Genomic DNA, 23874 nt, shown 5'->3' with positions numbered 1-23874 from the left:
CTCGGCCAGGAGGTGGCCGGGCAGGATCCGGCGGGCTGCCCGCTGGTGGTGGAGGCCGCGCGCGGCGGCTCGACGACCCTGCAAGTGCGTCCCGAGGACGCGGACGGCTTCGGCCGGGACACGGCGGGCGATCCGGTGCTCGTACGGGGCGAGGTCAGCTCGCTGCTGTGCGTACCGCTGACCGCGCCGGCCGACGGCGGGGCCCCCGGGCCCGTACAGGGCGTGCTCAGCCTGTTCCGTACGGGGCCGCGGCGGGCCTTCTCCATGGCGGAGGCACAGGTCATGGACCTGATGTCACGCCATGCGGCGCTCGCTATGCGGCGTCCCGCACATCTTGGTGGAGCAGAGCGTGGTCCGGAAGAGCCTGGTCGTGCACAGCCTGGTCGTGGAGCACCTGGTCGTGGAGCGCCTGGTCCCGCAGGCGGGTGCAGCAGCGGCTGATCAGGCGGGAGACGTGCATCTGCGAGAGACCCAGGTCCTCCGCGATGCGGCTCTGCGTCATGTCGCGGAAGAAACGCATGTAGAGGATCTTCTTCTCCCGGTCGGGGAGCTTCCGCAGGGCCGGCTTGACCGACTCGCGGTCGACGACGATGTCGAGTGCCGGGTCGGGGCCGCCCAGTGCGTCACTGAGGGTGTACCCGTCGTCGGTGCCGGGGAGTTGGGCGTCGAGGGACAGCGCGGTGAAGGAGTCCAGGGCTTCGAGGCCGGTCATGGCCTCCTCCTCGGTCATGCCCGCCCGCGCGGCGACCTCCGCGACGGTGGGGGCGCTGCCGGTCGCGGTCTGGGCCAGTTCCTGGCGGGCGGCGCGGACGCGATTGCGGAGGTCCTGGACCCTGCGCGGTACGTGGAGCGTCCACATGTGGTCGCGGAAGTGCCGCTTGATCTCGCCGGTGATGGTGGGCACCGCGAAGCTCTCGAAGGCAGAGCCGCGGTCGGGGTCGTACCTGTCGACGGCCTTGACCAGGCCGAGTGCGGCGACCTGGCGCAGGTCTTCGAGCGCCTCGCCGCGATTGCGGAACCGGCCGGCGATGCGCCCGGCCATGGGCAGCCAGGCGTTGACGATCTCCTGCCGCAGCGTGTCCCGCTCCGCGCCCTCCGGCAGTCCGGTCAGCCGCCGGAAGGCGGCGGCGGTGTCGGGGGCGTCGTCGTGCGGGTGCTTTCGCTGCACGTGAGTGCGCATCGTGGTTGCATCTCCCTGAACAGTGCAGACGGATGGGTGTCACCGTGGGGAGCGCACGGCTCCGGTCGTCACACGCCCGGAGCGCCGACTGGCGCTCCCACGGACGTGCCTCCGGTCCGAAGCACAAGTAGCGCGTGCCCGGCACCGGGCCGGTCAAACAAAGACCCGGTCAGCCGGGGATCGTTCCGCCAACCGGGTCACGGTCCTTCAACTGAATCTGCGCCTGGACCTTTTCCTGCACCTTTTCCTGCACCGTTGCCGTCGCCTTCGTCGGCGTCAGCATGAATTCCTCGTAGCGCCCGAGCGCGATGATCATGCCCAGCATGAGTACCGGGATCAGCACGGCCAGTACCACCATCGCCCTGTCCTTCCTGATGGACAGCCTGTAATGCCGAGTCACCAGGACACCGGTACGCAAACCGGCATGCCCGGTTGATTCCTGGGTACTGCGGGCGGCAGCAACCGCAGAGAGACGAGAGGGATGAGGCATACAGCCATGACTCAGTTCGTGAGGGAAGTCATGACGGCAGGCGTCGCAGCCGTACGGCCCGATGCCTCGCTCGTCGAAGCCGCGCAACTGATGCGCGCCCAGGACATCGGTGACGTCCTGGTGGCCCAGGACGACCGGCTGATCGGAGTCCTCACCGACCGGGACATCGCCCTGCGGGCGGTCGCGGACGGCATGGACCCCCTGACCGTCAACGCCCAGTCCGTCTGCACACCGTCCCCGGTGTGCATCGGCCCCGACGACGACGTGTCGACAGCGGTCGCCCTGATGCGGCAGCACGCGATCAGGCGGCTGCCCGTGGTTGAGGACGGCTTGCCGCTCGGCGTGGTGAGCATCGGTGATCTCGCCGAGTTCCGGGACCCGGGTTCCGCGCTCGCCGACATCAGCCGCGCGGCGCCCAGCCCCGGTTCCGGCCCCGGCAGCGCGCTGTAGCGGCGGCACGGGGTCTCACACCCGGCGCCCCGTCAGGGAGAGGAGCTTGGTCTGTACATCGGCCCCGGGAGGCGCTTCCACCGGGGCGGCGAACAGACCGCTCTTCTCCAACTCCGCCGAATTCGGGCCGATTTCACGCACCGCGAACTTCACCAGATCGTCCGGCAGCCGCTCGTCGGCGCCGATCGCCCGGGACAGGTCCCAGGCATGCACCACCAGGTCGGTCACCATCTGTGCGCAGTACGCGTGGCCCGTGCTCGTCCCGTACGACAGGTGTACGGTCCGCTCCAGCGCCCCCGGCTCCGCCAACGCCGCGCGCGCCCTCTCAGCGGCCCGGTCCCAGACGGCCACCGGGTCGTCGCCCAGCACGTCGCCTTCGAACTCGTCACCCACATCCGCGATCGTCCGCCCCTCGCTCACCAGCGGCGGAACCCACAGCTGCTCCTCGGTGAGATGACCGACCAGATCACGCACCGACCACTCGGTGCACGGTGTCGCCAGCTGCCACTGTTCCTCCCGTACGGCATGCACCCGGTCGGTGAAGAGCTTGAGCGCCTTTTCGTGGCGCTCCAGAAGAGGGTTCTTTTTCATGTCCCCAACTCTTCCCTCGCTGACGCGCACGCGCGAGTCCTGGTGGGTGAGACGGGGCGCGGCGGGATTTGAAACGGGCCGCGCAGGGTACCCGCGTGCCATGCCTGACCCCATTGCGCAGGATGCCTCGTCCCGTCCGGCCGGGAGCCTGTCCGCCTGGCTGACCGCCCGTGACCATGCCGTCTTCCATGCGGTGGCCTCCCGGCACTGGCCCGGCGCCGAGCAGTTCCTGCCCCGCCTGAGCCACAGCGCGAACCACGGCGTGCTGTGGTTCGGCGCCGCCGCCGGGATGGCGGCCCTGGGCGGCAGCACCCGCGCGCGCCGCGCCGCGATGCGCGGGATCGCTTCGCTCGCCCTGGCGTCCGCGACCGTCAATACCGTGGGCAAGCGTTCCGTACGCCGTGTGAGGCCCGTGCTGGACGCGGTGCCGGTGATACGGCAGTTGAAGCGGCAGCCCATCACCACGTCCTTCCCTTCCGGGCACTCCGCCTCCGCCGCGGCCTTCGCGACGGGCGTGGCGCTGGAGTCGAAGAGGTGGGGCGCGGTCGTGGCCCCGGTCGCCACGGCAGTCGCCGTCTCCCGGATCTATACGGGCGCGCACTTCCCGAGCGATGTGCTGGTCGGCGCTGCGCTGGGGGTGGGCTCCGCCTTCGCTGTGCGGGGGCTCGTACCGACGAGGACGCAGATCCCGGCGCCCGGCCGGCCGCACACCGACGCGCCTGTCCTGCCCGGCGGCCGGGACCTGGTCGTCGTGGTCAACAAGGCGTCCGGCACCGCGCTCGCCAAAGCCCGCCTGGTGCGTGACGCTCTGCCGCTCGCCAGGGTCGTCGAGCGCGCACCCGACGAGCTGGGCGCCGCCCTGGAGAAGGCCGCCACGGACGGCCGGGCGCTCGGGGTCTGCGGCGGCGACGGCGCGGTCAACCGGGCGGCGGTGGTCGCGGCCCGGCACCGGGTGCCGCTCGCCGTGTTCCCCGGCGGCACGCTGAACCATTTCGCGTACGACCTGGGCATCGAGGAGGTCCACGACACCTGCCGGGCGCTGGCCTCGGGCGATGCCGTCAAGGTCGACCTCGGCCGCTTCACGCCGGGCCCCGGGGCCGAGGGCACGCCCGGGTTCTTCCTCAACAGCTTCAGCCTGGGCGTCTATCCGGAGCTGGTACGCATCCGGGAACACTGGGCACCCCGCATCGGCGACTGGCCCGCGGGCCTCCTGGCGGCTCTGGAGGTCCTGCGCGGGGAGCAGCCGCTGGAGGCCGACCTGAAGGGGCAGCACCGGGCGCTGTGGCTGCTCTTCGCCGGGAACGGCATGTACCAGCGGGTCGGCCCGACGCCCGGCCGGCGCTTCGACATGGCGGACGGGCTGCTGGACGTACGCGTGGTGCACGGCGGTCGCACTCCCGGGCTGCGGCTGCTGGCCGCGGCGCTGGCGGGTCCGCTGAGCCGGTCGCCCGTACACGCGGCGCAGCGGATGCGGAGGCTGCGGATCACCGGCATCGCACCGGGCACGCCGCTCGCCTACGACGGTGAAGTGGCGGACGCTCCACGGGAGTTGCTGATCGACAAGGCCGACGAGGCGCTCACGGTCTACCGTCCGTTGGCTCTCTAGCCACCCCGGCGCTCTCCTCCCCTTCCTCCCCCTCCTCCCCTTCTTCGCCCGGGGGCGCCTCCGTCACGTCGAGGAAGACATGGTCGACCTCCGGCCAGGTCTTGCGTACGGAGCGTTTGATGCGTACGCAGACCAGCTCCACCTCCTCGCTGTCGAGTCCCGGTACCAGGTCGACGCGGGCGGCCACCAGGAACGAGTCGAGACCGAGCCGCATCGTCAGCAGCTCCGCCACGTTGTCGATCTCCGGCTGTGCCTCGACGAGGGCCATGATGCGCCCGCGCAGTTCGGGGTCGACGGACTCCCCCACCAGCTGCGAGCGGGCTTCCCGGCCGAGCCTGTAGGCGACGTACACGAGCAGCAGGCCGATGGACAGGGACGCGCACGCCTCCCAGACGACGCTGCCCGTCATCAGGTGGAGCAGCATGCCGGTCATGGCGAGGAGTACGCCGACGACCGCCGATCCGTCCTCGGCGACGACGGTACGCAGGGCGGGGTCCCTCCCGATGCCGCGGCCCGGGTGGTGGCTTGCCTGGTAGAGGGCGCGCAGAAGGGAGCCGCCCTCGGCCATCAGCGCCACGACAAGGACGGTGAGCCCCGCCAGATAGGCGCCGCGGGACCGTTCTTGCTCGCCGCCGGTCAGCGCCTCGAAGGCCTGGAAGAACGAGAAGCCGCCGCCGACGCTGAAGATGCCGACGGCGGCGAGCAACGCCCAGAAGAAGCGTTCCTTGCCGTATCCGAAGGGGTGCGTGGCGTCGGCGGGGCGACGGCTGCGGCGCAGGGCGACGAGCAGGAAGATCTCATTGAAGCTGTCCGCGACCGAGTGGGCGGCCTCGGAGAGCAGGGCGGGTGAACCGGACACCAGGCCGCCGGTCGTCTTGGCGACGGTGATGACGAGATTGGCACTGAGCGCCACGAGGACCGTGATCCGGGTCTTGCGGTCGGGGGAACGACTGCTCACATCAACTCACACCGTGTATGGAGAGCAAATAAGGGCACTCGGGAATCCTGGAGGTGCACATTATGGTCCCCGTCCTGCTTGTTCTGCTTCTCGCTCTCATTCTGTTCGGCGCCGGTTTCGCCATGAAGGTCCTCTGGTGGATCGCCGTTGCGGTACTGGTCATCTGGCTACTGGGATTCCTGGTGCGAAGCACATCGGCCACGGGCACAAGGGCACGCTGGTATCGGTGGTAGAAATCGGACCCAGGGAAATGAATGGGCGGCGGCCTTCCGGCCGCCGCCCATTTCGCCCATTCATTCATTCTCATTGCCTCTGGGCAGCAGGGGGCCCAGAGGGCCCAGATCGATATTGAGGTCCTCGGGGCCGAGGCCGAAGCGTGTGCGCAGTACGTCCATCCGGTCCTCCAGCAGCATCAGCGTCGTCCCGATCCGCTCCTCCTGCTCCTCGGTGAGGTCGCCGGTGTCCACACGGCGCAGCGCCTGGCGCTCCATCAGTTGCCGCAGCAGCTCCACGACGGTCAGGACGAGCCTGGCGAGGTCGCGCTCGACGGTGTCGGCGTCGAGCTCGACGCGTCGGGCACTCCGCCGGGTACTCATGGGGATTCCTCCTCGAAGGGCGACGGCACGTCGGCGCCGACCGAGCTGATGAGTGCGTTGAGATCGACCCGTACGAGATCGACGTCGGCGATGCGCAGGGTGAGATCGCCCGCGATCACCACGCCGCCCGCGAGCAGCCGGTCCAGCAGGTCGACGAGGGCGATCTCGCGCCGGGCGAGACCTGCGCCCGGGTCCGTCACCGGCTGCCCTCCTCAGCATGTCCCGCGAGTCCCGCGAGCCCTGCGAGCCCTGCGAAGGAGTACGGCGCCCAGGGGCCGGTGAGTTCCACCCGTACGCCGCCGTCCGGTTCCTTCGGCCCGAGGCGGTCGATCTCCGCGATGAACGCCGCGCTCTCCTCGCGCCGCACCAGGTACGCCGCGTTGAGGACGTTGACCCCGGGCTCGTCGGAGAGCCTGGCGTCCTGCGGCCGGTGCAGCACTCCGGCCTCCGCCCGCTCGGAGAGCCCGGCGTGCAGCGTGCGGGCCATGCTGTCGGCGCGCTGCCATGCGCTTTCGCGCTTCCGGCGCTGCCCCAGCCGTCGGCGCAGGTAGTCCCGGCCGGTGGCCGGAGGCGGTTCGTCGGCCTCCGGCGCGGCGCCCTGTGCGGCGCCCTGTGTGTCCTCCCGCGGCGTGTGGGCGTACACCTTGACGCCCCATTCGATCCGGCCGTCCAGCCGCTCCAGCGTGCGTACGAAGCGGTCGTGGTCGGCCTCGATCAGGCGTCGTACGCCGCTGTCGTCGCGGCAGACCGTGGCCAGTCGCAGCGGAACCGGACAGGTCAGGGTGGTCAGGACGCCGATGACCGCCTCATGGGTGCGGGCGGTCCCGGTGAGCCAGTCGAGGTCTTCCAGGTGCGCCTTGAGGGGGGCCTCGTCGAAGTCCTCGGCCGGCACCGGGCTGACGACGGCGACCAGGCCGGCGTGATGCAGCAGCCGGGGCGGTTCGCCGTCGAGGCCACGTAGATCATCAGGGAGGTTGCCGTCGGGGAGAGCGCCGTCGAAGGGCCGGGTCACGGCGTACACGTATCGCAGTTCGTTCATTGCGGTGATTCCGCCTCCAGTTCGGCAATGCGCCGGTGCAAGCGCTCGTTCTCGTCGGCCAGTTCGCGGCGGCGGGCGCCCGAGGACAGTGCGGGGTCGCTCTCCCACCAGTCGATGCCCATTTCTTTCGCCTTGTCGATGGAGACGACTATCAGGCGGAGTTTGATGGTGAGCAGTTCGATGTCGAGGAGATTGATTTTGATGTCTCCGGCGATGACGATGCCTTTGTCCAGTACGCGTTCGAGAATGTCGGCGAGATTCGCGCCGCCACTGGAGGCGTACGGATCAGGAAGGCGGTTCGGTGTCGTCATCGGCGCCTCTCCGTCCGGGCGGACTCCAGCCGGGCGAGCAGCTCGTCCTCGCGGCGGTCGAATTCGGCCTCGTCGATCTCGCCCGCTTCGAGCCGGCGCTCCAGCAGACCGAGTGCGCGCTGAATGGCCGACGGGTCGTAGTACTGCCGCTCCGCCTCGCCGAGCACCTGCCGCAGCACCCAAGAGGTGCCGCGGACCGGGGCCAGGGGCAGGAGCAGCAACTCTCCGAGGAGGCCCACGCCGTCACTCCACGAAGCTGTACGGCGGCAGCGGACCGTTGAGCTGGATCACCAGGTGGGGGTGCTCCTTGCGCAGGGCGTCCACCGCTTCCACGAACTCGGCAGTACGGTCGCGGTCGACGAGGAACGAGACGTTCGCCAGCCAGCCGACGCTGTCCGGCCCGGGGCTGATGGTCAGCGCCGCCCCTTCGAGCGCTTGCCGCACGAGCTCGCCGTCGTGCCGCTCGCGCTGCTGCACGGCTGCGACGACGCGTTCACCGAGCCGCAGTTTCTGCTCGTACGAGCCGCCGCCCGCCGCCCTGTTGGCGTCGTTCAGTGCCCGCAAGTCGGGGTCGTCGGACAGCACCTGATGCAGAACGGCTTCTTCGTCGTGCGTGGCCTTCACGTTGTATTCCAGCTTGTTGTCGAGCGCTTCCAGGCGCTCCAGGTAGTGCTTCTCCCGCTCGGCGAGCACCGTCCGTACGGCCTCGTCGTCGGGCGAGAGGCTGCCGAAGCGCATCGGCAGGACGGCGCCGCCCGCCCCTGCCTCGGCGAGGACGCTCTGGTGGGCGATCAGGTCGCGGCGCTTGGGCCTCAGGTCTTCCGGGGCGTCGCTGACAAGCGCGGTCAGCTCACCCGCTCCGACGGTCCTGACGGGCCGCGGCGGGTCACCGACGCCGCCTGCCTCGCCGGGCAGCCGGGGGTGGGAGCGGCGTGCGATTCCGTACACGTACGTACTCACTCCTGCTCCTCCTTCTGGGCGGTCTTGGCGGTCTTGGCGGTCTTGGCGGCCGAAGAGCCGCGCCGCGCGCGGGGCTTGGACTCGGACTGCCCTTCGGACGAGCGGCCCTGGAACGCGCCCGCTGTGGTCTCGGCGGCGCCGGACAGCGCGCCCTTGGACTTGCCGCGGGCGCCGGACTCGGTGACGTCACCGACGATCTCGGTCAGCCCGGGGCTCTTGTTGGCGCCGGTTTCCAGGTCGAGGCGGTTGCAGGCTTCCGCGAACCGCAGGTAGGTGTCGACGCTCGCGACCACGACCCGTATGTCGATCTTCAGGATCTCGATGCCGACCAGGGAGACGCGTATGAACGCGTCGATGACGAGTCCCCGGTCGAGCACGAGTTCCAGGACGTCGTAGAGGCCGCTGGTACCGCCGCCGCCTCCACCTTGCTGTGCCGGAACAACGGTCATTTCGACCGGCCCTCCTTGGGTGCTCGGGTGTGTGTCCGCTGTACGCGGGTTTACGCGGGCCAAGGGCTCCGGTCGGCCCTTCCGCGTTCGTAACGGCGAACGCGCCGGTATCCGGTCAGCTCGCCGTGCGGGCCGAGTTCGACCTCGTACGTCGCGAGCAGGCTCATGGTGTCGGGGACCCGGGCCAGTTCCAGGGCCTCGATCCGCAACAGCCAGCCGTCCTCCGCCTGTTCGAAGGAGGAGACCGATTCGGCCGCCAAGCCGGTGAGCTCCGCCAGCTGTGTCCGCGCGGCGCGCAGCACCTCCATCGGGCCCGGGCCCGGCATGCCGTCCGCCTCGGCTTGTGTTTCCTTCGGGGTGTTCTCTGATGTATTTGCCATGGCAGCCTCGGTCGTACGAGTAACCCCCGGCGGCCGGGCCAAACCCCGTGTCAGCGCACGGCGTCGAGGCGCTTGCGGGCCGGTCCCAGGGCGCGGGCGCGCGACGACAGGCCCGACCACGGGTTGGCGCGGGCCTGCTCCAGCACGTCCTCGACGTCCGTCGCCGACCAGCGCCGCGCCGTCAGGTCCTCGTCGTCGAGCTGCTCCCAGGAGACCGGCGCGGCCACGGGCGCGCCCGGCCTGGGCCGGATGGACCAGGGCGCCACGGCCGTCTGGGCGTAGGCATTGCGCTGGACGTCCAGATAGAGCCGGCCGCCGCGTGACTGTTTGCGTACGGCTGTGGTCAGCCTGTCCGGGTGGCGCGCGGCGAGGGTCTCCGCAACGTCGGTGGCGAACGCGCGTGACTCGTCGAACGTGGTGTGCCCGCCGAGAGGCACGATCACGTGCAGGCCTTTGGATCCGGTGGTCATCAGGGCGGAGGACAGCCGGAGTTGGTCCAGCAGCTCGCCGAGTCGCAGCGCCGCGTCGCGTACGGCGGGGAAGTCGTCGCCCGGAGGGTCGAGGTCGAAGACGAGACGGTCGGGCGACTGGACACGTCCGGCCCGCGACAGCCAGCGGTGCAAGGTGATGCACGCCTGGTCGGCCAGGAAGACGAGGGTCGCGCTGTCGTCGCACACAGTGTGCGTGACGGTGCCGCCCTCCTTCTCGACCTTCACCCGGCGTACCCAGTCGGGATAGTGGTCGGGGGTGTCCTTCTGCATGAAGCGGTGGCTCTCGATGCCGTCGGGGTGGCGTTCGAGCATGAGCGGGCGGTCGCGCAGGTGGGGGAGCATGAAGGCGGCGATGCACCGGTAGTACTCGGCGATGTCGGCCTTGGTGAGGTCGCAGTCGGGGAAGAGGACCTTCTGCGGGCGATGGATTTCTACGGTGCGGCGGCCCGCGCGCACGCGCGTGGTGTCGGTCATCGTACGATCGCCTCCTCCACCAGGAGTTTCACCGCGGCCGCGATCGAGTCCGCGTCGATGCCGGACTCGCTCAGCTGCTCGCCCACGGTCGCCGAACCCGGCATGTTCCGCACCGCGAGCCTCACCAGGCGCGGGACAGGGCGGCCGTCGGTGAAGACCTCCGCCACCGCGTCGCCGATGCCGCCCTCCGGGTGGTGGTCCTCGACCGTCACCAGGCAGCCGGTCAGTTCCGCCGCGGTCTGCACGGCCTCCGCATCGACCGGCTTGACCGAGTACAGGTCGACGACCCGCACCGTGATGCCGTCCTCCGCGAGGACGTCCGCCGCGCGCAGCGCCTCGTGGACCGTGGCGCCCGCGGCGAGCAGCGTGAGCCTGTCGTCGTCGCCGGACCGCAGCAGCGTGCTGCCGCCGACCGGGAACTCCTCGTCGGCGCTGTAGATCACGGGCGTGGCGCCCCTGGTGGTGCGCAGATAGCGGATGCCACGCGTCCGGGCGTCGCCCTCCGCCATGCCGGCGACAAGCTTCGCGGTCTGGTTGGCGTCGCACGGGTAGAGGACCGTGCTCCCGTGTACGGCGCGGAAGAGCGCCAGGTCTTCGAGGCCCATCTGGGACGGCCCGTCCTCGCCGATGGCGACACCGGCGTGCGAGCCGACGAGGTTGATACCGGCGCCGCTGATCGCGGCCATCCGTACGAAGTCATGGGCGCGGGTCAGGAACGCCGCGAAGGTCGAGGCGTACGGAACGTATCCGCGGGTCTGCAACCCCACGGCGGCCGCGACAAGTTGCTGCTCTGCGATGTAGCACTCGAAGAACCTCTCGGGAAACTCCTTGGCGAAGGCCTCGGACCGCGTCGAGTCGCTGACCTCCCCGTCCAGAGCCACGACGTCCCCGCGCGCGGAGCCGAGCGCTGCGAGCGCGTCGCCGTACGCGTCACGCGTGGCGACCTTGTGGCCGAACTCGTAACGTGGCAGCGCCAGTTGACCGGTGGCGATGGCGGGCGGTGTCGGCGCAGGGTCCGGTTTCTGTACGTCGACGCGGATGGACCGCAGCCCGCCCAGCTCGGCGATCGCCGCGTCGGCGTCCTTCAGCGGCTTGCCGTGCATGCCCTCACGGTCCTCGACGGCCGCGACTCCCCTGCCCTTGTGGGTGGCCGCTATGACCGCCGACGGCCGCCCGATGGTCGACCGGGCCTCGGCGAAGGCGAGGTCGATCGCCTCGGGGTCGTGCCCGTCGACCTCGATCGCGTGCCAGCCGAAGGCGTGCAGTCTGCGGCTGTACGCCGCCAGGTCGCGCCCGTGGCGGGTGGGGCCACGCTGCCCGAGCCCGTTGACGTCGATGACCAGGGTGAGGTTGTCGAGGTGCTGGTTGGCGGCGTGCTCGACGGCCTCCCACACCGAGCCCTCCGCCATCTCGCTGTCGCCGCTGAGCACCCATACGCGGTACGGGGCCTGGTCGAGCCGCTTGCCCGCGAGCGCCACTCCGACGCCGACCGGCAGCCCCTGCCCCAGCGAGCCGGTCGCCACGTCGACCCAGGGGAGGCGGGGCGTCGGGTGGCCTTCGAGGCGGCTGCCGCGTTGCCGGTAGGTGAGCAGTTCCTCGTCGTCGATGGCGCCGGCCGCCCGGTACATGGCGTAGAGCAGCGGCGACGCATGGCCCTTGGAGAGGATCAGCCGGTCGTTTCCGGGGTGGTCGGGGCGGTCGAAGTCGTAGCGCAGATGCCGGGCGAGGAGTACGGCGGCGAGGTCCGCCGCCGACATGGAGGAGGTGGGGTGGCCCGACCCGGCGGTGTCGGCGACGCGTACCGAGTCCACCCTCAACTGCTGGCCGAGCTCGGAAAGTTCCGCCAGTTCCGCCCGTTTCTTGCGTTCCATGTCACTCCTTGTGCGGGCGTTCGGGTGCGCCCGCGATCCTGGCCAGTTCGGGCGACGAGGTGTCGAGCGGCACCGACCAGGAGCGGACGAGGCCCAGCTGCACGGCCTGGCGCGGCAGTACGGCGTCGAGCAGCCAGTCGGCCGCGACGCGCACCCGGTTTCCGGGCATGGCGGCGAGGTGGTAGCCGCGGGTGACTGCGCCGGCCAGGGGCCCCGACAGCGGCACGCCGAGCGGATTGGCCGCGGCCTTCACGCCGCCGAGGTCGACGGCGAAGCCCAGGTCGTTGTGGCTGTACGAGCGCCGCATCCCGTGCCCGAGGGACGCGGCGACGTTGCGGCCCGCCACCTTCCCCTGCCGGGCCGCGTGCTGCGCGGTCATCGGCGTGTACTCGCCCGGCCTGGTCAGGTCCGGTACGGCGGCGGCGTCTCCGCAGGCGAAGACCTCGGGGTGGCCCGGCACATTCAGCTGCGGGTCGACGACGAGACGCCCGCGCTCGACGGGCAGGCCGAGATCGGATACCAGCGGGTCGGGCCGTACGCCGACGCACCAGATCAGTGTCCTGGTGTCGACGAACTCCCCGTCGTCCAGCAGGACACCGGCCGGGGTGGCCTCCTTGACGGAGGTCTCCGTCCGTACGTCCACACCGCGCTCGCGCAGGACCCGGTCGGCGGTCTTCGACAGCCGCTGGTCCAGCTCGGGCAGGACCCGTGGCGCGATGTCGAGGAGCAGCCAGCGCGGCTTGGGCCGGCCATGCCGCCAGGTGCGCTGCTTGCGGACGAGCGCGTCGGTGAACATCTTGCCGTGGGCGGCCACTTCGGTTCCGGTGTAGCCCGCGCCGACGACGACGAACGTACAGCGTGCGGCGCATTCGGCGCGGTCGCCGGTGGCGGCCGCCAGCTCGATCTGGCGGGTGACGTGGTCGCGGAGATAGAGCGCTTCGGGCAGCCCGCGGAAGCCGTGGGCGTGCTCCGCGACGCCCGGGACCGGCAGCAGCTTGTTGACGCTGCCGACGGCCAGCACGAGCCGGTCGTACGTGAGCTCGCCGGTGTCGCCCTCGGGGTCGGTGTAGTGCACGGTCCGCGCTTCCAGGTCGACCCGGTCCGCCTCACCGAGGACCAGCCGTACGTGCGGCAGCGTCCCGGGGAGCGAGACCGTGACCCGGCGGGGTTCGAGGATTCCGGCTGCGACCTGCGGGAGGAGGGGGAGGTAGAGGAAGTAGTCGGTCGGGTTCAGCAGAACGATTTCGGCCGGGTCCCTGACCTGCCTGATCTGCCGGGAGAGGGTCCTGGCGGCCTGGTGGCCGGCGAAACCTGCTCCGACGATGACAATGCGGGGGCGTTCTCGTGTCACTGCACTTCACCTCTTGCGGGGGTGGTGGCGGTGGACGGACAGATTATTACGCAGCGTAATCGTCGGCACACTGAGTGTACGTCGGCGCGCGCGGCACCAACAACCGCAGCCGGGCGCCGCCCGTCCTCGCCGTCACTCGCCGGAGTGCACGCGCCCCGGGCTACGGGGCGCCGTCGGCGGTACGGGCGGCGCCGGTACGCCTCCCGGCGGGGCGGCGTCCGGAGGGGTGACGGGCGGGGCGGTCGGCGGGGTGACCGACGGGGCGCGCGGGACGCCGAGCTCTGGGTTGTGCGTGGGCGCACCGCCGGCGGCTCCCGGCCTGCCCGCGGGGCGACGCGCGGCCTGCCTGAGTGCCAGGGCCACACCGGAGAGCACGATGCCCGCGACGAGCGCGGCCGCCCATGCGGGCAGGGCGAGGTCGAGTACGAGCACGAGGAACGCCGTGACGGCAGCGCCCGCATACAGGGCCGCTGCTCCGGATCCGGCGTAGAGGCGTGCGGTGCGGCGCCCTTTCGCGGTCTGTTCGCGCAGTTCGTCCTTGAGCGTTTCGCGGACGGCCTGTGCGATCTGTTCCGACAGGTTGGTGTCCATGGGGCGGCGAGTACCCGGCGGCCCCGGCGCTATTCACACACAGGTTGTCCACATCGCGAGATTTGAATCTCACGATCCGACATGAGGGCGTAGCGTACGCGTACCGCTTGCGAGAGAAGGAGTACGGCCATGCCGAAGGAGACCGCCGTCTACACCCACGGCCACCACGAGTCGGTGCTGCGCTCGCACCGCTGGCGGACCGCCGCGAACTCCGCGGCGTACCTCATCGGCGAACTGCGCCCCGGGCTGGACGTGTTGGACGTGGGCTGCGGCCCCGGCACCATCACGGCCGACCTGGCGGCGCTCGTCGCTCCCGGCCGGGTGACGGCGGTCGACGCTGCCGACGACGTACTGGACGAGGCGCGGGAGGTGGCGGCCGAACGGGGCGTGGACAACGTGGAGTTCGCGGTCGCCGATGTGCACGCCCTCGACTTCCCCGACGACTCCTTCGACGTCGTCCACGCCCACCAGGTCCTCCAGCACGTCGGCGACCCGGTGCGGGCCCTGCGCGAGATGCGCCGCGTGTGCCGCCCCGGTGGCATCGTCGCGGCGCGCGACAGCGACTACGCGGCGATGACCTGGTTCCCCGAGGTGCCCGGCATGGACGAGTGGCAGCAGCTGTACGGCCGGGTGGCCCGCGCGAACGGCGGCGAGCCGGACGCCGGCCGCCGACTGCTCTCCTGGGCCCGCAGCGCCGGCTTCACCGACGTACGGGCGTCGGCGACGGCGTGGTGTTTCGCGACCGCCGAGGAGCGCGCGTGGTGGAGCGGCCTGTGGGCGGACCGTACGACGAGCTCGGTGTACGCGCGCCTGGCGGTCGAGGGGGGCCATGCGCGGGCGGAGGAGCTGGGGGCGATTGCGGGGGCGTGGCGCGAGTGGGGTGGCCGGGACGACGCGTGGTTCATGGTGCCGCATGGGGAGGTGCTGTGCGGGGTGTGAGGTGCGGGGTGTGATGTGCGGCGAGGTGCTGTGCGGCGGGTGAAGTTCGGGCTGCCTGCGGCGCTGTTCCCCTACCCTTCCCCAAGCTCTCAACTTCGTTCGAGCAGGGGAGACCCCATTCTTCCCGGCTGTGACATTTGCGGCTGCCGCCGCGTGGGGGGCAAGGCCCCCAGACCCCGGGCGGCAACTTCGCCCCTGGGGGTCCCCCGGACCCGCACCCGCACCCGCACCCGCACCCGCACCAACTACCCTGATCCCTATGGAGATCCTCGGAACCACGCTGCGCATCTGCGTCGACGACCTGGAGGCCACGGTGGCCTTCTACGAACGCCTCACCGGAACCCGGGCGCTGCGCTTCGAGCGCGGCGGGGTCTCAGTCGCAGCAGTCGGCTGCTTCCTCCTGATGAGCGGCCCCGAGTCGGAACTCGAGGTGCTGCGCAAGGTGTCGGCGACCATCGCCGTCAAGGACGTGGACGAGGCGGCCGCCGCCCTGACCGGGGCCGGCGCCCGCATCATCGCGGGCCCCGTACCGACCCCGGTGGGCCGCAACCTGATCGCCGCCCATCCGGACGGCTCCGTCTTCGAGTACGTCGACCGCCGCGCCGCCGCGTCCTGAAGCCCGCCTGCCCCCGCCCTACCCCGCCGCGGTCGGCCGCATCCGGTAGTCGTACGTCTCCGGAAGCGCCTCGTCGCTGACCGCGGCCCAGACCTCGCCCAGCGTCTCCGCGCCCTCGCGCAGGTCGGCCACCTCGATGCCTGCGTCGAGGATCGCGCGGGCGGCCTCGAACTCGCCCTCCGCCACGAGGAGTTGCGCTTCGACGAGCCGGAAGCGGCCGCTCGCCCGCACATCGGGACGCAGCCCCTCCCAGACTGCGCGCGCCCCGTCCGCGCGCCCCACCGCGAGGAGTGAGGCGATCGCTTCGCGGCCCAGCGCCGCGCCCGCAGCCGTCCAGACCTCGCCGTCGCCCCGCTCCCGGCACAGGTCGTCAAAAGCCTCCGCGTAACGGTCCGCCGCGCGCTGAAGGTGACCCGCCTCCCGGTCGGCGACGGCCAGGCAGCGCAGCAACGACCAGCGGCTGGAGGCACGTTGCAGACCTCGCTCCCAGCTGCGCACCGCCTGCGCCACATCGCCCGCGTGCCACTGCGCGACGCCCAGGTGGTACTCGGTGAGGGGTTCCGCGAGCGCGGTTTCCAGCATGTCGCGCCAGTGCGGTGCGACCAGCGAAGGACCCGGCGGGGCGGCCCCGCCCGCATCAGGGAAGGTGCCGCTGCGCAGCAACTCCACCCAGGGCTCCTGCTGTTCCCCCAGCGTCGCCTCGCCGAAGGGCGTGCCGGGCAGCTTCAGACCGCCCCGCAGGACTTCGAGTGCGCCCCACCCCGAGCCGGTGGCGAGCGACTCCCCCGGCTCGTGGTCGGCGTACGGCCGCCACGCCTCGTACGCCGCTTCGACCCGCGCCCGGGGCAGCGCCTCCTCCAGCCGCGCCCCGGCCTCCCCACGGGCTGCGGCCCAGTCCGCACCGTGCACCGCGGCGGGGTCGGTGGCCAGCGGACCGTATGCCTCCAGCCAGCTGAACTCGGCGCCCGCCTCCAGCGGTACGTGCTCCAGCTGCGTACGGGCGAGCCCCGCCTGGATCTCGGCGTAACCCGGCGTCCCCGCCTCCGTCAGCCACTGCTGCCAGCGGCGCCCGCCGCACCCCGCGCCCCACAGGAAGAGCTTGCGACCGCGCAGCAGATCGGTCGATGTCTGGACGAGCCCCTGCCCGTCGGCGCCGAGCGAGGCGACCCACTTCCGCTCTTCCTCGGGCACTTCGTAGAAGTAGTCGGCCGGGTACTCGCTGCGCAGCGGGTACGTCCGGTCGGCGCCGTCGGACTCCGGCACCGGCACGCGCCGCAGGCTGCGTTCGTACCCGAAGTGCCAGGCCTCGTCCGCCGGGGCGAGGACTCGGGTCGCCTCGTCCTCGGGGACCGCGATGTTGGACCACCAGTAGACGGGTGCGGGCATCTCGTGCGGGTTGCGTATGCGTACGCCGACGTACAGGAAGTCGGAGTCGGCAGGCAGCCACAGGTCGACCTGGAAGGGCAGGTCGCGCAGCCGCTCCCACTCCCAGAGCCTGACCATCTCTCCGCCGTCGGGGGCGGGGACGACGGCGGCGTGCAGCGGGGCGCAGGACAGGGTCGTGTGCCCGGTGGCACCGATGTTCCACTCGACACCGCCGGAGAACCAGGCGCCGTTGAGCGCGAAGTCGGCGGGCTGGAACACCGGGTTACGGTAGAGGAGTTCACGGCCGGTCGGCTTGTGGAACAGCGAGTGCACGCGACCGCCGAGTCCCGGCAGTACGGTCGCCCGGAGCCGGTCGTTCTCGATGACGATCGCGTCGAGTTCCGTCTCCGTACGCTCGCGCCCGTACCCGTCGAGGACGCGTACGGGAAGGAGGGTGCGCAGCGGCTCGTGGCCGACCTGCCTGGCCATGTCGCGCGGCAGCTGCGCGCGGGACCGCTCGTCGATGACGTGCGACTCGTCGAGGGGCCGCAGTCCTGGAAGCGGGTTCTCCGGCCCCAATGGGGCGGCAGGCAGGGTCAGTACGGCACGTCGCACAGTCGTGGCCAAGGCAACCTCACTCCCTCACACGGGCCACCGTCCACCGGCGCCCGACGACCATCGGAACATGCCGGGTGCCGCCCTGACCAGGGGCTCCCTGAGTCAGTACGTCAGCCTTCGGCACAGGCCGCCACGACGAGGCCGGCGAGAAGGGAGTCCGGGGAGGGCAGTCGCCGCCTCCGCCGTCAGCCACCGCCTCGCATCTCCACCGTGATCGCCCACCGTTCGTGGTCGCGCCACGCCCCGTCGATGAAGAGGAAGTCCGGCGAGAAGCCCTCCCGCCGGAACCCCGCCCTCCGCACCAACGCGATCGACGCCTCGTTCCCCGGCTGAACGTTCGCCTCCAGCCGGTGCAGCCCCAACGCCCCGAACGCGTACCCCAGCACCAGATCGAGGCCCTCGCCCATCAAGCCCCGCCCGGCGGCGTGCGCGAACGCCCCGTACCCCAGTGCCCCGCACTGGAAGCTGCCCCCGACGATGTTGTTGATGTTGATGAAGCCGGCGATCCGTCCGCCGCCCGACCGCTCGCAGACCAGAAAGCCCTCCCTGGTCGGGTCGGCGATGAGCTGCCCCGCGTACGCCGCGTACGCGGGGAGCTGGTCCGGCGGGAAGAGCCAGGGACGGTGCAGGCTCTTGCTCTCCCGCGCCCGCGCCGTGAACTCCTCCGCGTCCTCGGGCCCGAAGTGCCGTATGCCCACACGCGGGCCCTCAGCGAGATACATGCCCCCCCACACTTCACTTGCGTCTCTTGATGAAGTAACCGCCGCACAGCGCCCCGACGGCCGCCATGGCGAGCAGCGCCAGATAGAGCGGCATGGTGACTTCGGGGATGAGAAGACGGACCTTGACCTGACGGGTGTTCTCGAAGATGAAGACGAGCGCCAAGATCACGATCAGGATGATCGCAGCCCTCGCGGGCGTGATCCTGCCGCCCGCCAGGCGCCTGTCGCCGCCCGGTCCGTCCTTGGGGCTCATGCTCCGGCCCTTTCCTGGAGTGCTGGGGTTCTGCGTCCAGCATGTGCGGATCCTGGACGCGCGGGGCGGTGGAGCGGGCCGTACGGGTGACCGTCAGCCCAGGGAGCCCCTGATCACCGGGAGCTCCAGCACGCCCGTGTTGTCCGGCTTGCTCACTACCTTCACCGGCTTGATGCCCCGGTTGCCGTAGTACGCCCCGTCGCTCGCCGCGATGACGAATTGCAGGCGGTGCCCCTTCTCGTAACGGTGGACGATGCCGGGAAGCGTGACCGTGAAGGGCCGCGTCACGTCGGGCACGCGCACCGGCGCGATCAGCCGCCGGACGAGCGTCTTCGTGCCGTCGGGCGCGACGTCGTACAGCTTGGCGAAGAGGACGAGCTTGTCGGCGGCGTCGGCGGAGTTCTGTACGCGCTCGGCCTTGGGCGAGACGACCTTCAGGGTCGCCTTCGGTACGCCGACGACATCCACCGGGGCCTTGAGCGGCTTGGTGGACCAGCCGAGGTAAGTGCCCTTGGTGTCATGGGGCTTGGGGTCGGGCATACCGAGCATGGGGGCGAGCGAGGTCTCCGAGTGGCTGGTGGGGAAATTCCAGTTGCGGTACTCGCGGGAGCCGGGCACCACCTTGGCGCGGTTGTCGACGAGTTTGCCGTCGCCGGAGAGGTAGACCTTCTGCGACAGGGCGGGCGGCGCGGCGGCCGTACCGTAACCGCTCTGCCAGTCGCGGTAGTAGGCGAAGGACGGGCCGGTGTCGGTGCCCCGCTTCCCGTGCAGATAGCGGTCGAACCAGGCGAGGATGCGCTTGCCGACGTAGCTCGTCTCCAGATTGCCCTGCCCGATGTTGAGTTCACCCGGGGCGGGGTCGCGGAGGCCGCCGCTGTGGCCCCAGGACTGCCAGATCATCTTGGTCTCGGTGCCCTGCGCCTTGAGGGTCTTGTACGTCGCCTCCGCCTCGTTGAGGTTGAACAGGCTGTCGGCCTGGCCCTGGATGATCAGGGTCGGCGTCCTGACCCGGTGGAGGTACGAGGCCGGGGAGACTCTGCGCGCGAAGGCGAGCATCTCGGCGGTGCGGTCGGCGGGGTAGCGGCCCGAGGTCAGCAGGCGGGTGGTCCGGCAGACCTCGGCGACGAAGTGCACGCAGCCAGCACTGCCGAGGCGCGACGGGTCGAGCCCGGGGTTGAGCAGGCCCTGCGCCTCGCCCATGAGGAAGAAGGCGGACGTCCACTGGTACTTGTACGCACCGGGCGTGACGGGCGTGACCTTGTTGTTCGCGTTGTTGGGGTCGATGGCGTAGGCGAGGTCGTTCCAGGTGATGAGGGGGACGAGCGCGTCCAGGCGGCGGTCCTTCGAGGCCGTCGACAGCTGGATGGAACCGCCGTACGAGCCGCCCATCATGCCGACGCGCGGGTCACCCTTGCCGTCCTTGGTGACGTAGTCGGCCCGGGTGCCGTCGTCGGCCGCGCGGCTGCCGCCAAGGAAGTCGATCAGGCCCGAGGCGGCCTTGCCGTCGATCTCGGGGTTGTTGAGGGAGATGAGGCAGCCGGACCTGCCGAAGCCGAGGCCGGAGTAGGCGAGGGCGACATAGCCGCGCGTGGCGAAGGCCTTGGCGATGGCGTCGGTGGAGCCGTCGGCCTTGCTGCCGCCGAAGCCGTTGGTGGTGAGGACGGCGGGAGCGGGGCGCGTCTTGTCGACTCCGGCGGGGCGGTAGACGTCGGCGTCGACGGTGCACTTCCTGCCGCCCGCCTCGACCGTGAACTTCAGGGGGGTGACGGTGTATTCGGCTGCCGCGCCAGCCTGTCCGGGTGCGGAGAGGGCGAGGGGCGCTGCCAGTGCCGCACCGACGGCGAAGACGATCGGTCTGCGGGACGCAGGAGCGGAGCGGCGGCGACGGGACGACATGAAGACCTCCACACTGAGGACACCCAAGGCACCTTACCGGCCAGTAAGGATCGACGGCGGCCATGCTGTGACACGTGTCATACCACTGTCAACGTTGAGACACGCATGCTTGATGGAAAGTCAGAAAAGATGAAGCAGCCTCGGCCGGACGGCCACCCAGCGGCGCTCGCGTCCCGTTGTCAGACCCGGCTGTTACGTTCCAAGCATGATGAAACACGTTCCCTTCACCGGCGGTGAGAAGGAAAGTCTCCAGGTCAGCCTTGACCGGCACCGCGATGCGGTGCTGTGGAAACTCGAAGGCCTCGACGACGAGCAGCTGCGACGGCCAATGACGCCGTCGGGGACCAATCTGCTGGGCCTGGTGAAGCATCTGGCGAGCGTCGAGTACGGCTGGTTCTGCACGACGTTCGGGCGCGAGACCGAGCCGCTCTGGTTCGATCCGGAGGAAGACATGGTCGTGGCCGCCGGCGAGTCCACGGCGGACATCGTGGAGCTCTACGGCCGCGCGCGGGCCGCCGCCGACCAGGCGATCGCCGAGCTCGACCTCGACACGCTCGGCACATCGTGGTCGGGCAACACCGTGTCGATGCGGTGGGTGCTCATCCACATGCTGGAGGACACCGCACGGCACGCCGGCCATATGGACATCGTGCGCGAGCTGATTGACGGCGCGTCAGGCGACCATCCGGGGGCCTGACCTCCGCCCCCCCCGGTTCGCTTCAGCCGAGGGCAGGCACATCGAGCGTGAGGGTGCCGGAGTCCGTGTCGAGTACGGCGGGCAGGCCCAGCGGCATGGTCAGCGCGGTCGCGCAGTGGCCGAAGCCCAGCTCCTCGACGACCGGCACACCCAGGGTGACCAGCCGGTCGTACAGCAGCGTCCGCACCTCCTGCTCGTACGGGCCGCACTCCTCCCACGAGCCGAGCGCGACGCCCGCGACACCGTCCAGCCAGCCGGAGCGCAGGAGTTGGGTGAGGATCCGGTCGAGGCGGTACGGCTCCTCGCCGACGTCCTCGATGAGCAGCAGGCCGCCGCGCACCGATGCCCTGGCGTGCGGGGTTCCGAGGTCGGCGGCGAGCAGGGAGACACAGCCTCCGAGAGTGACGCCGCGTGCCCGGCCGGGGACCAACGGTCGCGCCGTCGCCAGGCCGAGGGTCATGACCGACTCGGGTTCGAGGAGCGTGGCCCGCAGCGATTCCTGGGTGCGGGGGTCCTTGAGGAAGGACGTCGTGGCGACCATCGGGCCGTGCAGGGTGGACAGGCCGAGCCGTACGGCGAACGCCTCGTGCAGCGCGGTGATGTCGCTGTAGCCGACGAACACCTTGGGCCCGGCCGCGCGCATCGCCGCCCAGTCGACCAGGTCCACCATGCGTTGGACGCCGTACCCGCCCCGTGCGCAGATCACGGCGTCCACCGACGGGTCGCACCAGGCCGCCTCCAGATCCCGGGCGCGCGCCGCGTCCTCGCCCGCGAGGTAGTCGAACTGCCGGTGCCGGTCCACCACATGGGGCGCGGCCACCGGGTCGAGGTCCCAGCCCCGCAGGATGTCGAGGCCCGCGTCGAGGCGCTCCTGGGGGACGGGACCGCTGGGTGCCACGACGGCGACGCGCGCTCCCTGTTTCAGTCGCGCGGGCCTGGTCAGCGGCGTAAGGGTCACTTCCTGAGCTCCAGCAGGGGTACGTCGTTGCGGTCGATGCCGAAGGTCTGGGCGTACAGGGAGAGCTCGGCCTCCAGCGCCCGGGCCACCGTCTCGGCCCTGCGGAAGCCGTGGCCTTCCCCCTCGAAGGCGATGTACGCGTGCGGGATGCCGCGGCCCGTCATCCGCTCCAGGAACCGCTCGCACTGCACGGGCGGGCAGATCACGTCGTCGAGACCCTGGAGCAGCAGGAACGGTGCGGTGATCCGTTCCGCGTGCTGTATGGGTGAGCGGTCCCGGTACCGGCCGGGGCAGGCGTCGTGCGGGCCGACGAGGCTCTCCGTGTACTGCGACTCGAAGTCGTGGGTCTCGTCCGTCGCCCAGCCGGTCAGGTCGAGGATCGGGTAGAGGATGGTGGCGCAGGCGTACACATCGGTGGTGGCGATGGACGCGGCCGCCGTCCAGCCGCCCGCGCTGCCGCCCCGTACACCGATCCGCCGCGGGTCTGCCGTGCCTTCTTCGGCCAGGGCGAGGGCGACGGCGGCGCAGTCCTCGACGTCCACGACGCCCCACTGCTCGCGCAGCCGGTTGCGGTACGCGCGGCCGTACCCGGCGGATCCGCCGTAGTTGACCTCGGCGACGCCGATGCCGCGCGAGGTGAAGTAGGCGATCTCCAGGTCGAGTACGAGCGCGGCGCGGCCGGTCGGGCCGCCGTGGGCCCATACGACGTACGGCGGCAGTTCGTCGTCGGGCGCGATGTGGCCGGGGTTGTGCGGCGGGTAGATGTGGGCGTGGATCTCGCGGCTGTCGGGGCCTGTGAAGGTGCGGAGCTGTGGCTCGGGGTAGTAGGCGGGGTCCACGGGGTCGTCGTGGGCGGAGCCGATGACGCGGGTGTGGCCGGTGCCTGTGTCGAGCTCCACGACCTCGTACGCGCTGCGCGGGCTCGCGGCGACGCCGACGACGCGGCTGCCGTTCGCGGCGAGCGTGGGGGCCCATTCGGTCCAGGGGCCCGCGGCGTCGACGAGTTCGCCGCTCTCCGGGTCGAGGATGCCCAGCGCTGTGGTGCCGCTGCCGTGGATGACGGCGATCAGGCCGTTGTCCAGGGGGTGGAACCAGCGCAGCCCGATCTTCCAGAGCGGTCCGCCGAACTCCTCGGGGCGCCCGCAGAGCCTCACCGCTTCCGGGTGGGGGTCCGCGACATCGGGCACGCGGTACAGGTTCCACCAGCCGGTGCGGTCACTGGTGCACAGCAGCTGCCCGTCGGCGGCCCAGTCGATCTGGGCAATCGACTCGTCGGGCCCGCCGAGGAGGCGCCGTGCGCCCTCGAAGGTGCCGTCCTCCGCGACGTCCGCGAGGATCACCTCCGTGCCGTCCCAGGGCATCCGGGGGTGGTCCCAGGCGATCCAGGCGGCGTGGAGTCCGTCCGGCGACACGCGGGGCCCGGTGACGAAGCGGTGCGCGCCGTCGGAGAGTTCCCGCACGGCGGCCCGGTCGTCGGCGGCCGACCCGTCGAGGGGTACGGCCGCGATCACGCGGCGTACGTCGGTGGGCGCCTCACCGGTGAACTCCTCCAGCACGCACCACACTTCGCCCGCCTTCCCGGCTTCCGGGCGCAGCTGCGGATCGGCCCAGCGCAGCCCGCCGCCGGTCTCCGACACCGGGGTCAGGGGCCGGGGTGCGGCGCCGGGTACGTCGGGTTCGTACGCGTAGAGCCGCTGGTCGGGGAAGTGCACGAAGACGACCAGGGCGCCGCCCTCGTCGCGCACCGTGCCCGCCCAGGGCTGTCCGCCGTACTCGATGACTCTGCTGCGTAGGTTCCAGGGGGCGGGCAGGACCGATTCCTCGCCGCCGTCCACCCGCCGCCGCACCAGCGCGCGCCGGCCGGCCTCGCTGGGCCGTGGCTCGGTCCACCACACCTCGTCGCCGACCATGCCGACGTACTCCGGGTGGCCGTCGTGTGTGGCGGCGAGCGCGGCGCCGATCGGCGACGGCCAGCTTCCGTACGGCCCTGAGGGCACCATGCTTCCCACTCCCCCTGTGCGG

28 protein-coding genes are annotated in these 23874 nt (G+C 71.1%); 6 read left to right on the top strand and 22 right to left on the bottom strand.

What is annotated here, in order from left to right; genetic code table 11:
* Positions 1-313: 313 nt before the first annotated feature.
* Positions 314-1180, bottom strand: a complete 867-nt coding sequence (locus PXH83_RS27265; protein WP_274563888.1) for an RNA polymerase sigma factor SigF — start codon at positions 1178-1180, stop codon at positions 314-316.
* A 169-nt stretch (positions 1181-1349) separates the two neighbouring features.
* On the bottom strand, positions 1350-1538 hold the full coding sequence (locus tag PXH83_RS27260; RefSeq protein WP_274563887.1) for a hypothetical protein: 189 nt from the start codon (positions 1536-1538) through the stop codon (positions 1350-1352).
* A gap of 138 nt (positions 1539-1676) precedes the next feature.
* Here PXH83_RS27260 and PXH83_RS27255 point away from each other — a divergent pair, with 138 nt between their 5' ends.
* On the top strand, positions 1677-2120 hold the full coding sequence (locus PXH83_RS27255) for a CBS domain-containing protein (protein ID WP_274563884.1): 444 nt from the start codon (positions 1677-1679) through the stop codon (positions 2118-2120).
* A 15-nt stretch (positions 2121-2135) separates the two neighbouring features.
* Here the strand turns inward: PXH83_RS27255 and PXH83_RS27250 are convergent, their stop codons facing one another.
* Positions 2136-2711 (bottom strand): TIGR03086 family metal-binding protein, encoded by a 576-nt coding sequence (locus PXH83_RS27250; protein ID WP_274563882.1) that lies wholly within the window; start codon positions 2709-2711, stop codon positions 2136-2138.
* 100 nt (positions 2712-2811) lie between these two features.
* On the opposite strand from PXH83_RS27250, the gene PXH83_RS27245 reads away from it, so the two are divergent.
* Positions 2812-4317, top strand: a complete 1506-nt coding sequence (locus PXH83_RS27245) for a bifunctional phosphatase PAP2/diacylglycerol kinase family protein (RefSeq protein ID WP_274563880.1) — start codon at positions 2812-2814, stop codon at positions 4315-4317.
* On the opposite strand, the gene PXH83_RS27240 is transcribed toward PXH83_RS27245, so the two are convergent.
* Positions 4289-5275, bottom strand: a complete 987-nt coding sequence (locus tag PXH83_RS27240; protein WP_274563877.1) for a cation diffusion facilitator family transporter — start codon at positions 5273-5275, stop codon at positions 4289-4291. The genes PXH83_RS27245 and PXH83_RS27240 overlap by 29 nt on opposite strands.
* A 62-nt stretch (positions 5276-5337) precedes the next feature.
* On the opposite strand from PXH83_RS27240, the gene PXH83_RS27235 reads away from it, so the two are divergent.
* The gene (locus PXH83_RS27235) at positions 5338-5508 is read left to right on the top strand and encodes a hydrophobic protein (protein WP_274565183.1); all 171 of its coding nucleotides are present in this window, start codon (positions 5338-5340) and stop codon (positions 5506-5508) included.
* A 60-nt stretch (positions 5509-5568) separates the two neighbouring features.
* Here the strand turns inward: PXH83_RS27235 and PXH83_RS27230 are convergent, their stop codons facing one another.
* The 12 genes from PXH83_RS27230 to PXH83_RS27175 all read right to left on the bottom strand — a co-directional run bounded on the left by PXH83_RS27230 (position 5569) and on the right by PXH83_RS27175 (position 13788).
* Positions 5569-5871 (bottom strand): gas vesicle protein K, encoded by a 303-nt coding sequence (locus tag PXH83_RS27230; RefSeq protein WP_274563875.1) that lies wholly within the window; start codon positions 5869-5871, stop codon positions 5569-5571.
* Positions 5868-6071 carry a gas vesicle protein gene (locus PXH83_RS27225; protein WP_274563873.1) on the bottom strand — a complete coding sequence of 68 codons (204 nt, stop codon included), beginning with the start codon at positions 6069-6071 and terminating at the stop codon, positions 5868-5870. Before PXH83_RS27225 ends, PXH83_RS27230 begins: the two co-directional genes overlap by 4 nt.
* Entirely contained in the window at positions 6068-6910 is an 843-nt protein-coding gene (locus PXH83_RS27220) for a GvpL/GvpF family gas vesicle protein (protein WP_274563872.1), read from the bottom strand. The genes PXH83_RS27225 and PXH83_RS27220 overlap by 4 nt, the downstream gene beginning before the upstream one ends.
* Positions 6907-7221 carry a gas vesicle protein gene (locus PXH83_RS27215; protein WP_274563870.1) on the bottom strand — a complete coding sequence of 105 codons (315 nt, stop codon included), beginning with the start codon at positions 7219-7221 and terminating at the stop codon, positions 6907-6909. Before PXH83_RS27215 ends, PXH83_RS27220 begins: the two co-directional genes overlap by 4 nt.
* Positions 7218-7460 (bottom strand): gas vesicle protein GvpG, encoded by a 243-nt coding sequence (locus PXH83_RS27210; protein ID WP_274563868.1) that lies wholly within the window; start codon positions 7458-7460, stop codon positions 7218-7220. Before PXH83_RS27210 ends, PXH83_RS27215 begins: the two co-directional genes overlap by 4 nt.
* A gap of 4 nt (positions 7461-7464) precedes the next feature.
* Positions 7465-8181: a GvpL/GvpF family gas vesicle protein gene (locus tag PXH83_RS27205; protein WP_274563866.1), complete on the bottom strand. Its 717-nt coding sequence runs from the start codon at positions 8179-8181 to the stop codon at positions 7465-7467.
* Positions 8178-8630 carry a gas vesicle structural protein GvpA gene (locus PXH83_RS27200; protein ID WP_274563864.1) on the bottom strand — a complete coding sequence of 151 codons (453 nt, stop codon included), beginning with the start codon at positions 8628-8630 and terminating at the stop codon, positions 8178-8180. The genes PXH83_RS27205 and PXH83_RS27200 overlap by 4 nt, the downstream gene beginning before the upstream one ends.
* A gap of 50 nt (positions 8631-8680) precedes the next feature.
* A complete protein-coding gene (locus tag PXH83_RS27195) occupies positions 8681-8956 on the bottom strand; it encodes a gas vesicle protein GvpO (RefSeq protein ID WP_274565182.1) in 276 nt (91 codons plus the stop codon).
* A 104-nt stretch (positions 8957-9060) separates the two neighbouring features.
* Entirely contained in the window at positions 9061-9975 is a 915-nt protein-coding gene (gene ligD / locus PXH83_RS27190; RefSeq protein WP_274563862.1) for a non-homologous end-joining DNA ligase, read from the bottom strand.
* On the bottom strand, positions 9972-11846 hold the full coding sequence (locus PXH83_RS27185; protein WP_274563858.1) for a transketolase: 1875 nt from the start codon (positions 11844-11846) through the stop codon (positions 9972-9974). The genes ligD and PXH83_RS27185 overlap by 4 nt, the downstream gene beginning before the upstream one ends.
* Before the next feature lies 1 nt (position 11847).
* On the bottom strand, positions 11848-13197 hold the full coding sequence (locus PXH83_RS27180; RefSeq protein ID WP_274563856.1) for an NAD(P)/FAD-dependent oxidoreductase: 1350 nt from the start codon (positions 13195-13197) through the stop codon (positions 11848-11850).
* 132 nt (positions 13198-13329) lie between these two features.
* Positions 13330-13788 carry a phage holin family protein gene (locus tag PXH83_RS27175; protein WP_274563854.1) on the bottom strand — a complete coding sequence of 153 codons (459 nt, stop codon included), beginning with the start codon at positions 13786-13788 and terminating at the stop codon, positions 13330-13332.
* Between the two features lie 129 nt (positions 13789-13917).
* Here PXH83_RS27175 and PXH83_RS27170 point away from each other — a divergent pair, with 129 nt between their 5' ends.
* Positions 13918-14727 (top strand): class I SAM-dependent methyltransferase, encoded by an 810-nt coding sequence (locus PXH83_RS27170; RefSeq protein ID WP_274563852.1) that lies wholly within the window; start codon positions 13918-13920, stop codon positions 14725-14727.
* A gap of 259 nt (positions 14728-14986) precedes the next feature.
* Positions 14987-15343, top strand: coding sequence for a VOC family protein (locus tag PXH83_RS27165; RefSeq protein ID WP_274563850.1), 357 nt, complete (start codon positions 14987-14989; stop codon positions 15341-15343).
* 18 nt (positions 15344-15361) lie between these two features.
* Here the strand turns inward: PXH83_RS27165 and PXH83_RS27160 are convergent, their stop codons facing one another.
* The 4 genes from PXH83_RS27160 to PXH83_RS27145 form a co-directional block, all read right to left on the bottom strand.
* Positions 15362-17335 carry a DUF5107 domain-containing protein gene (locus PXH83_RS27160; RefSeq protein ID WP_274563848.1) on the bottom strand — a complete coding sequence of 658 codons (1974 nt, stop codon included), beginning with the start codon at positions 17333-17335 and terminating at the stop codon, positions 15362-15364.
* A gap of 176 nt (positions 17336-17511) precedes the next feature.
* A complete protein-coding gene (locus tag PXH83_RS27155) occupies positions 17512-18048 on the bottom strand; it encodes a GNAT family N-acetyltransferase (protein WP_274563847.1) in 537 nt (178 codons plus the stop codon).
* Positions 18049-18061: 13 nt separating this feature from the next.
* Entirely contained in the window at positions 18062-18301 is a 240-nt protein-coding gene (locus PXH83_RS27150) for a lipopolysaccharide assembly protein LapA domain-containing protein (protein WP_274563846.1), read from the bottom strand.
* 93 nt (positions 18302-18394) lie between these two features.
* On the bottom strand, positions 18395-20197 hold the full coding sequence (locus tag PXH83_RS27145; RefSeq protein ID WP_274563844.1) for a CocE/NonD family hydrolase: 1803 nt from the start codon (positions 20195-20197) through the stop codon (positions 18395-18397).
* 208 nt (positions 20198-20405) lie between these two features.
* Here PXH83_RS27145 and PXH83_RS27140 point away from each other — a divergent pair, with 208 nt between their 5' ends.
* Positions 20406-20894, top strand: coding sequence for a DinB family protein (locus tag PXH83_RS27140; protein ID WP_274565181.1), 489 nt, complete (start codon positions 20406-20408; stop codon positions 20892-20894).
* A gap of 22 nt (positions 20895-20916) precedes the next feature.
* Here the strand turns inward: PXH83_RS27140 and PXH83_RS27135 are convergent, their stop codons facing one another.
* Positions 20917-21852, bottom strand: a complete 936-nt coding sequence (locus PXH83_RS27135; RefSeq protein ID WP_274563842.1) for a S66 peptidase family protein — start codon at positions 21850-21852, stop codon at positions 20917-20919.
* Positions 21849-23852: a S9 family peptidase gene (locus tag PXH83_RS27130; protein ID WP_274563840.1), complete on the bottom strand. Its 2004-nt coding sequence runs from the start codon at positions 23850-23852 to the stop codon at positions 21849-21851. Before PXH83_RS27130 ends, PXH83_RS27135 begins: the two co-directional genes overlap by 4 nt.
* Between the last annotated feature and the right edge of the window lie 22 nt (positions 23853-23874).

Source organism: Streptomyces spiramyceticus, from assembly GCF_028807635.1.
Lineage (GTDB): Bacteria > Actinomycetota > Actinomycetes > Streptomycetales > Streptomycetaceae > Streptomyces > Streptomyces spiramyceticus.
The sequence above is the reverse complement of the archived record's forward strand: the minus strand, read 5'-3'. Positions and strand labels throughout refer to the sequence as shown.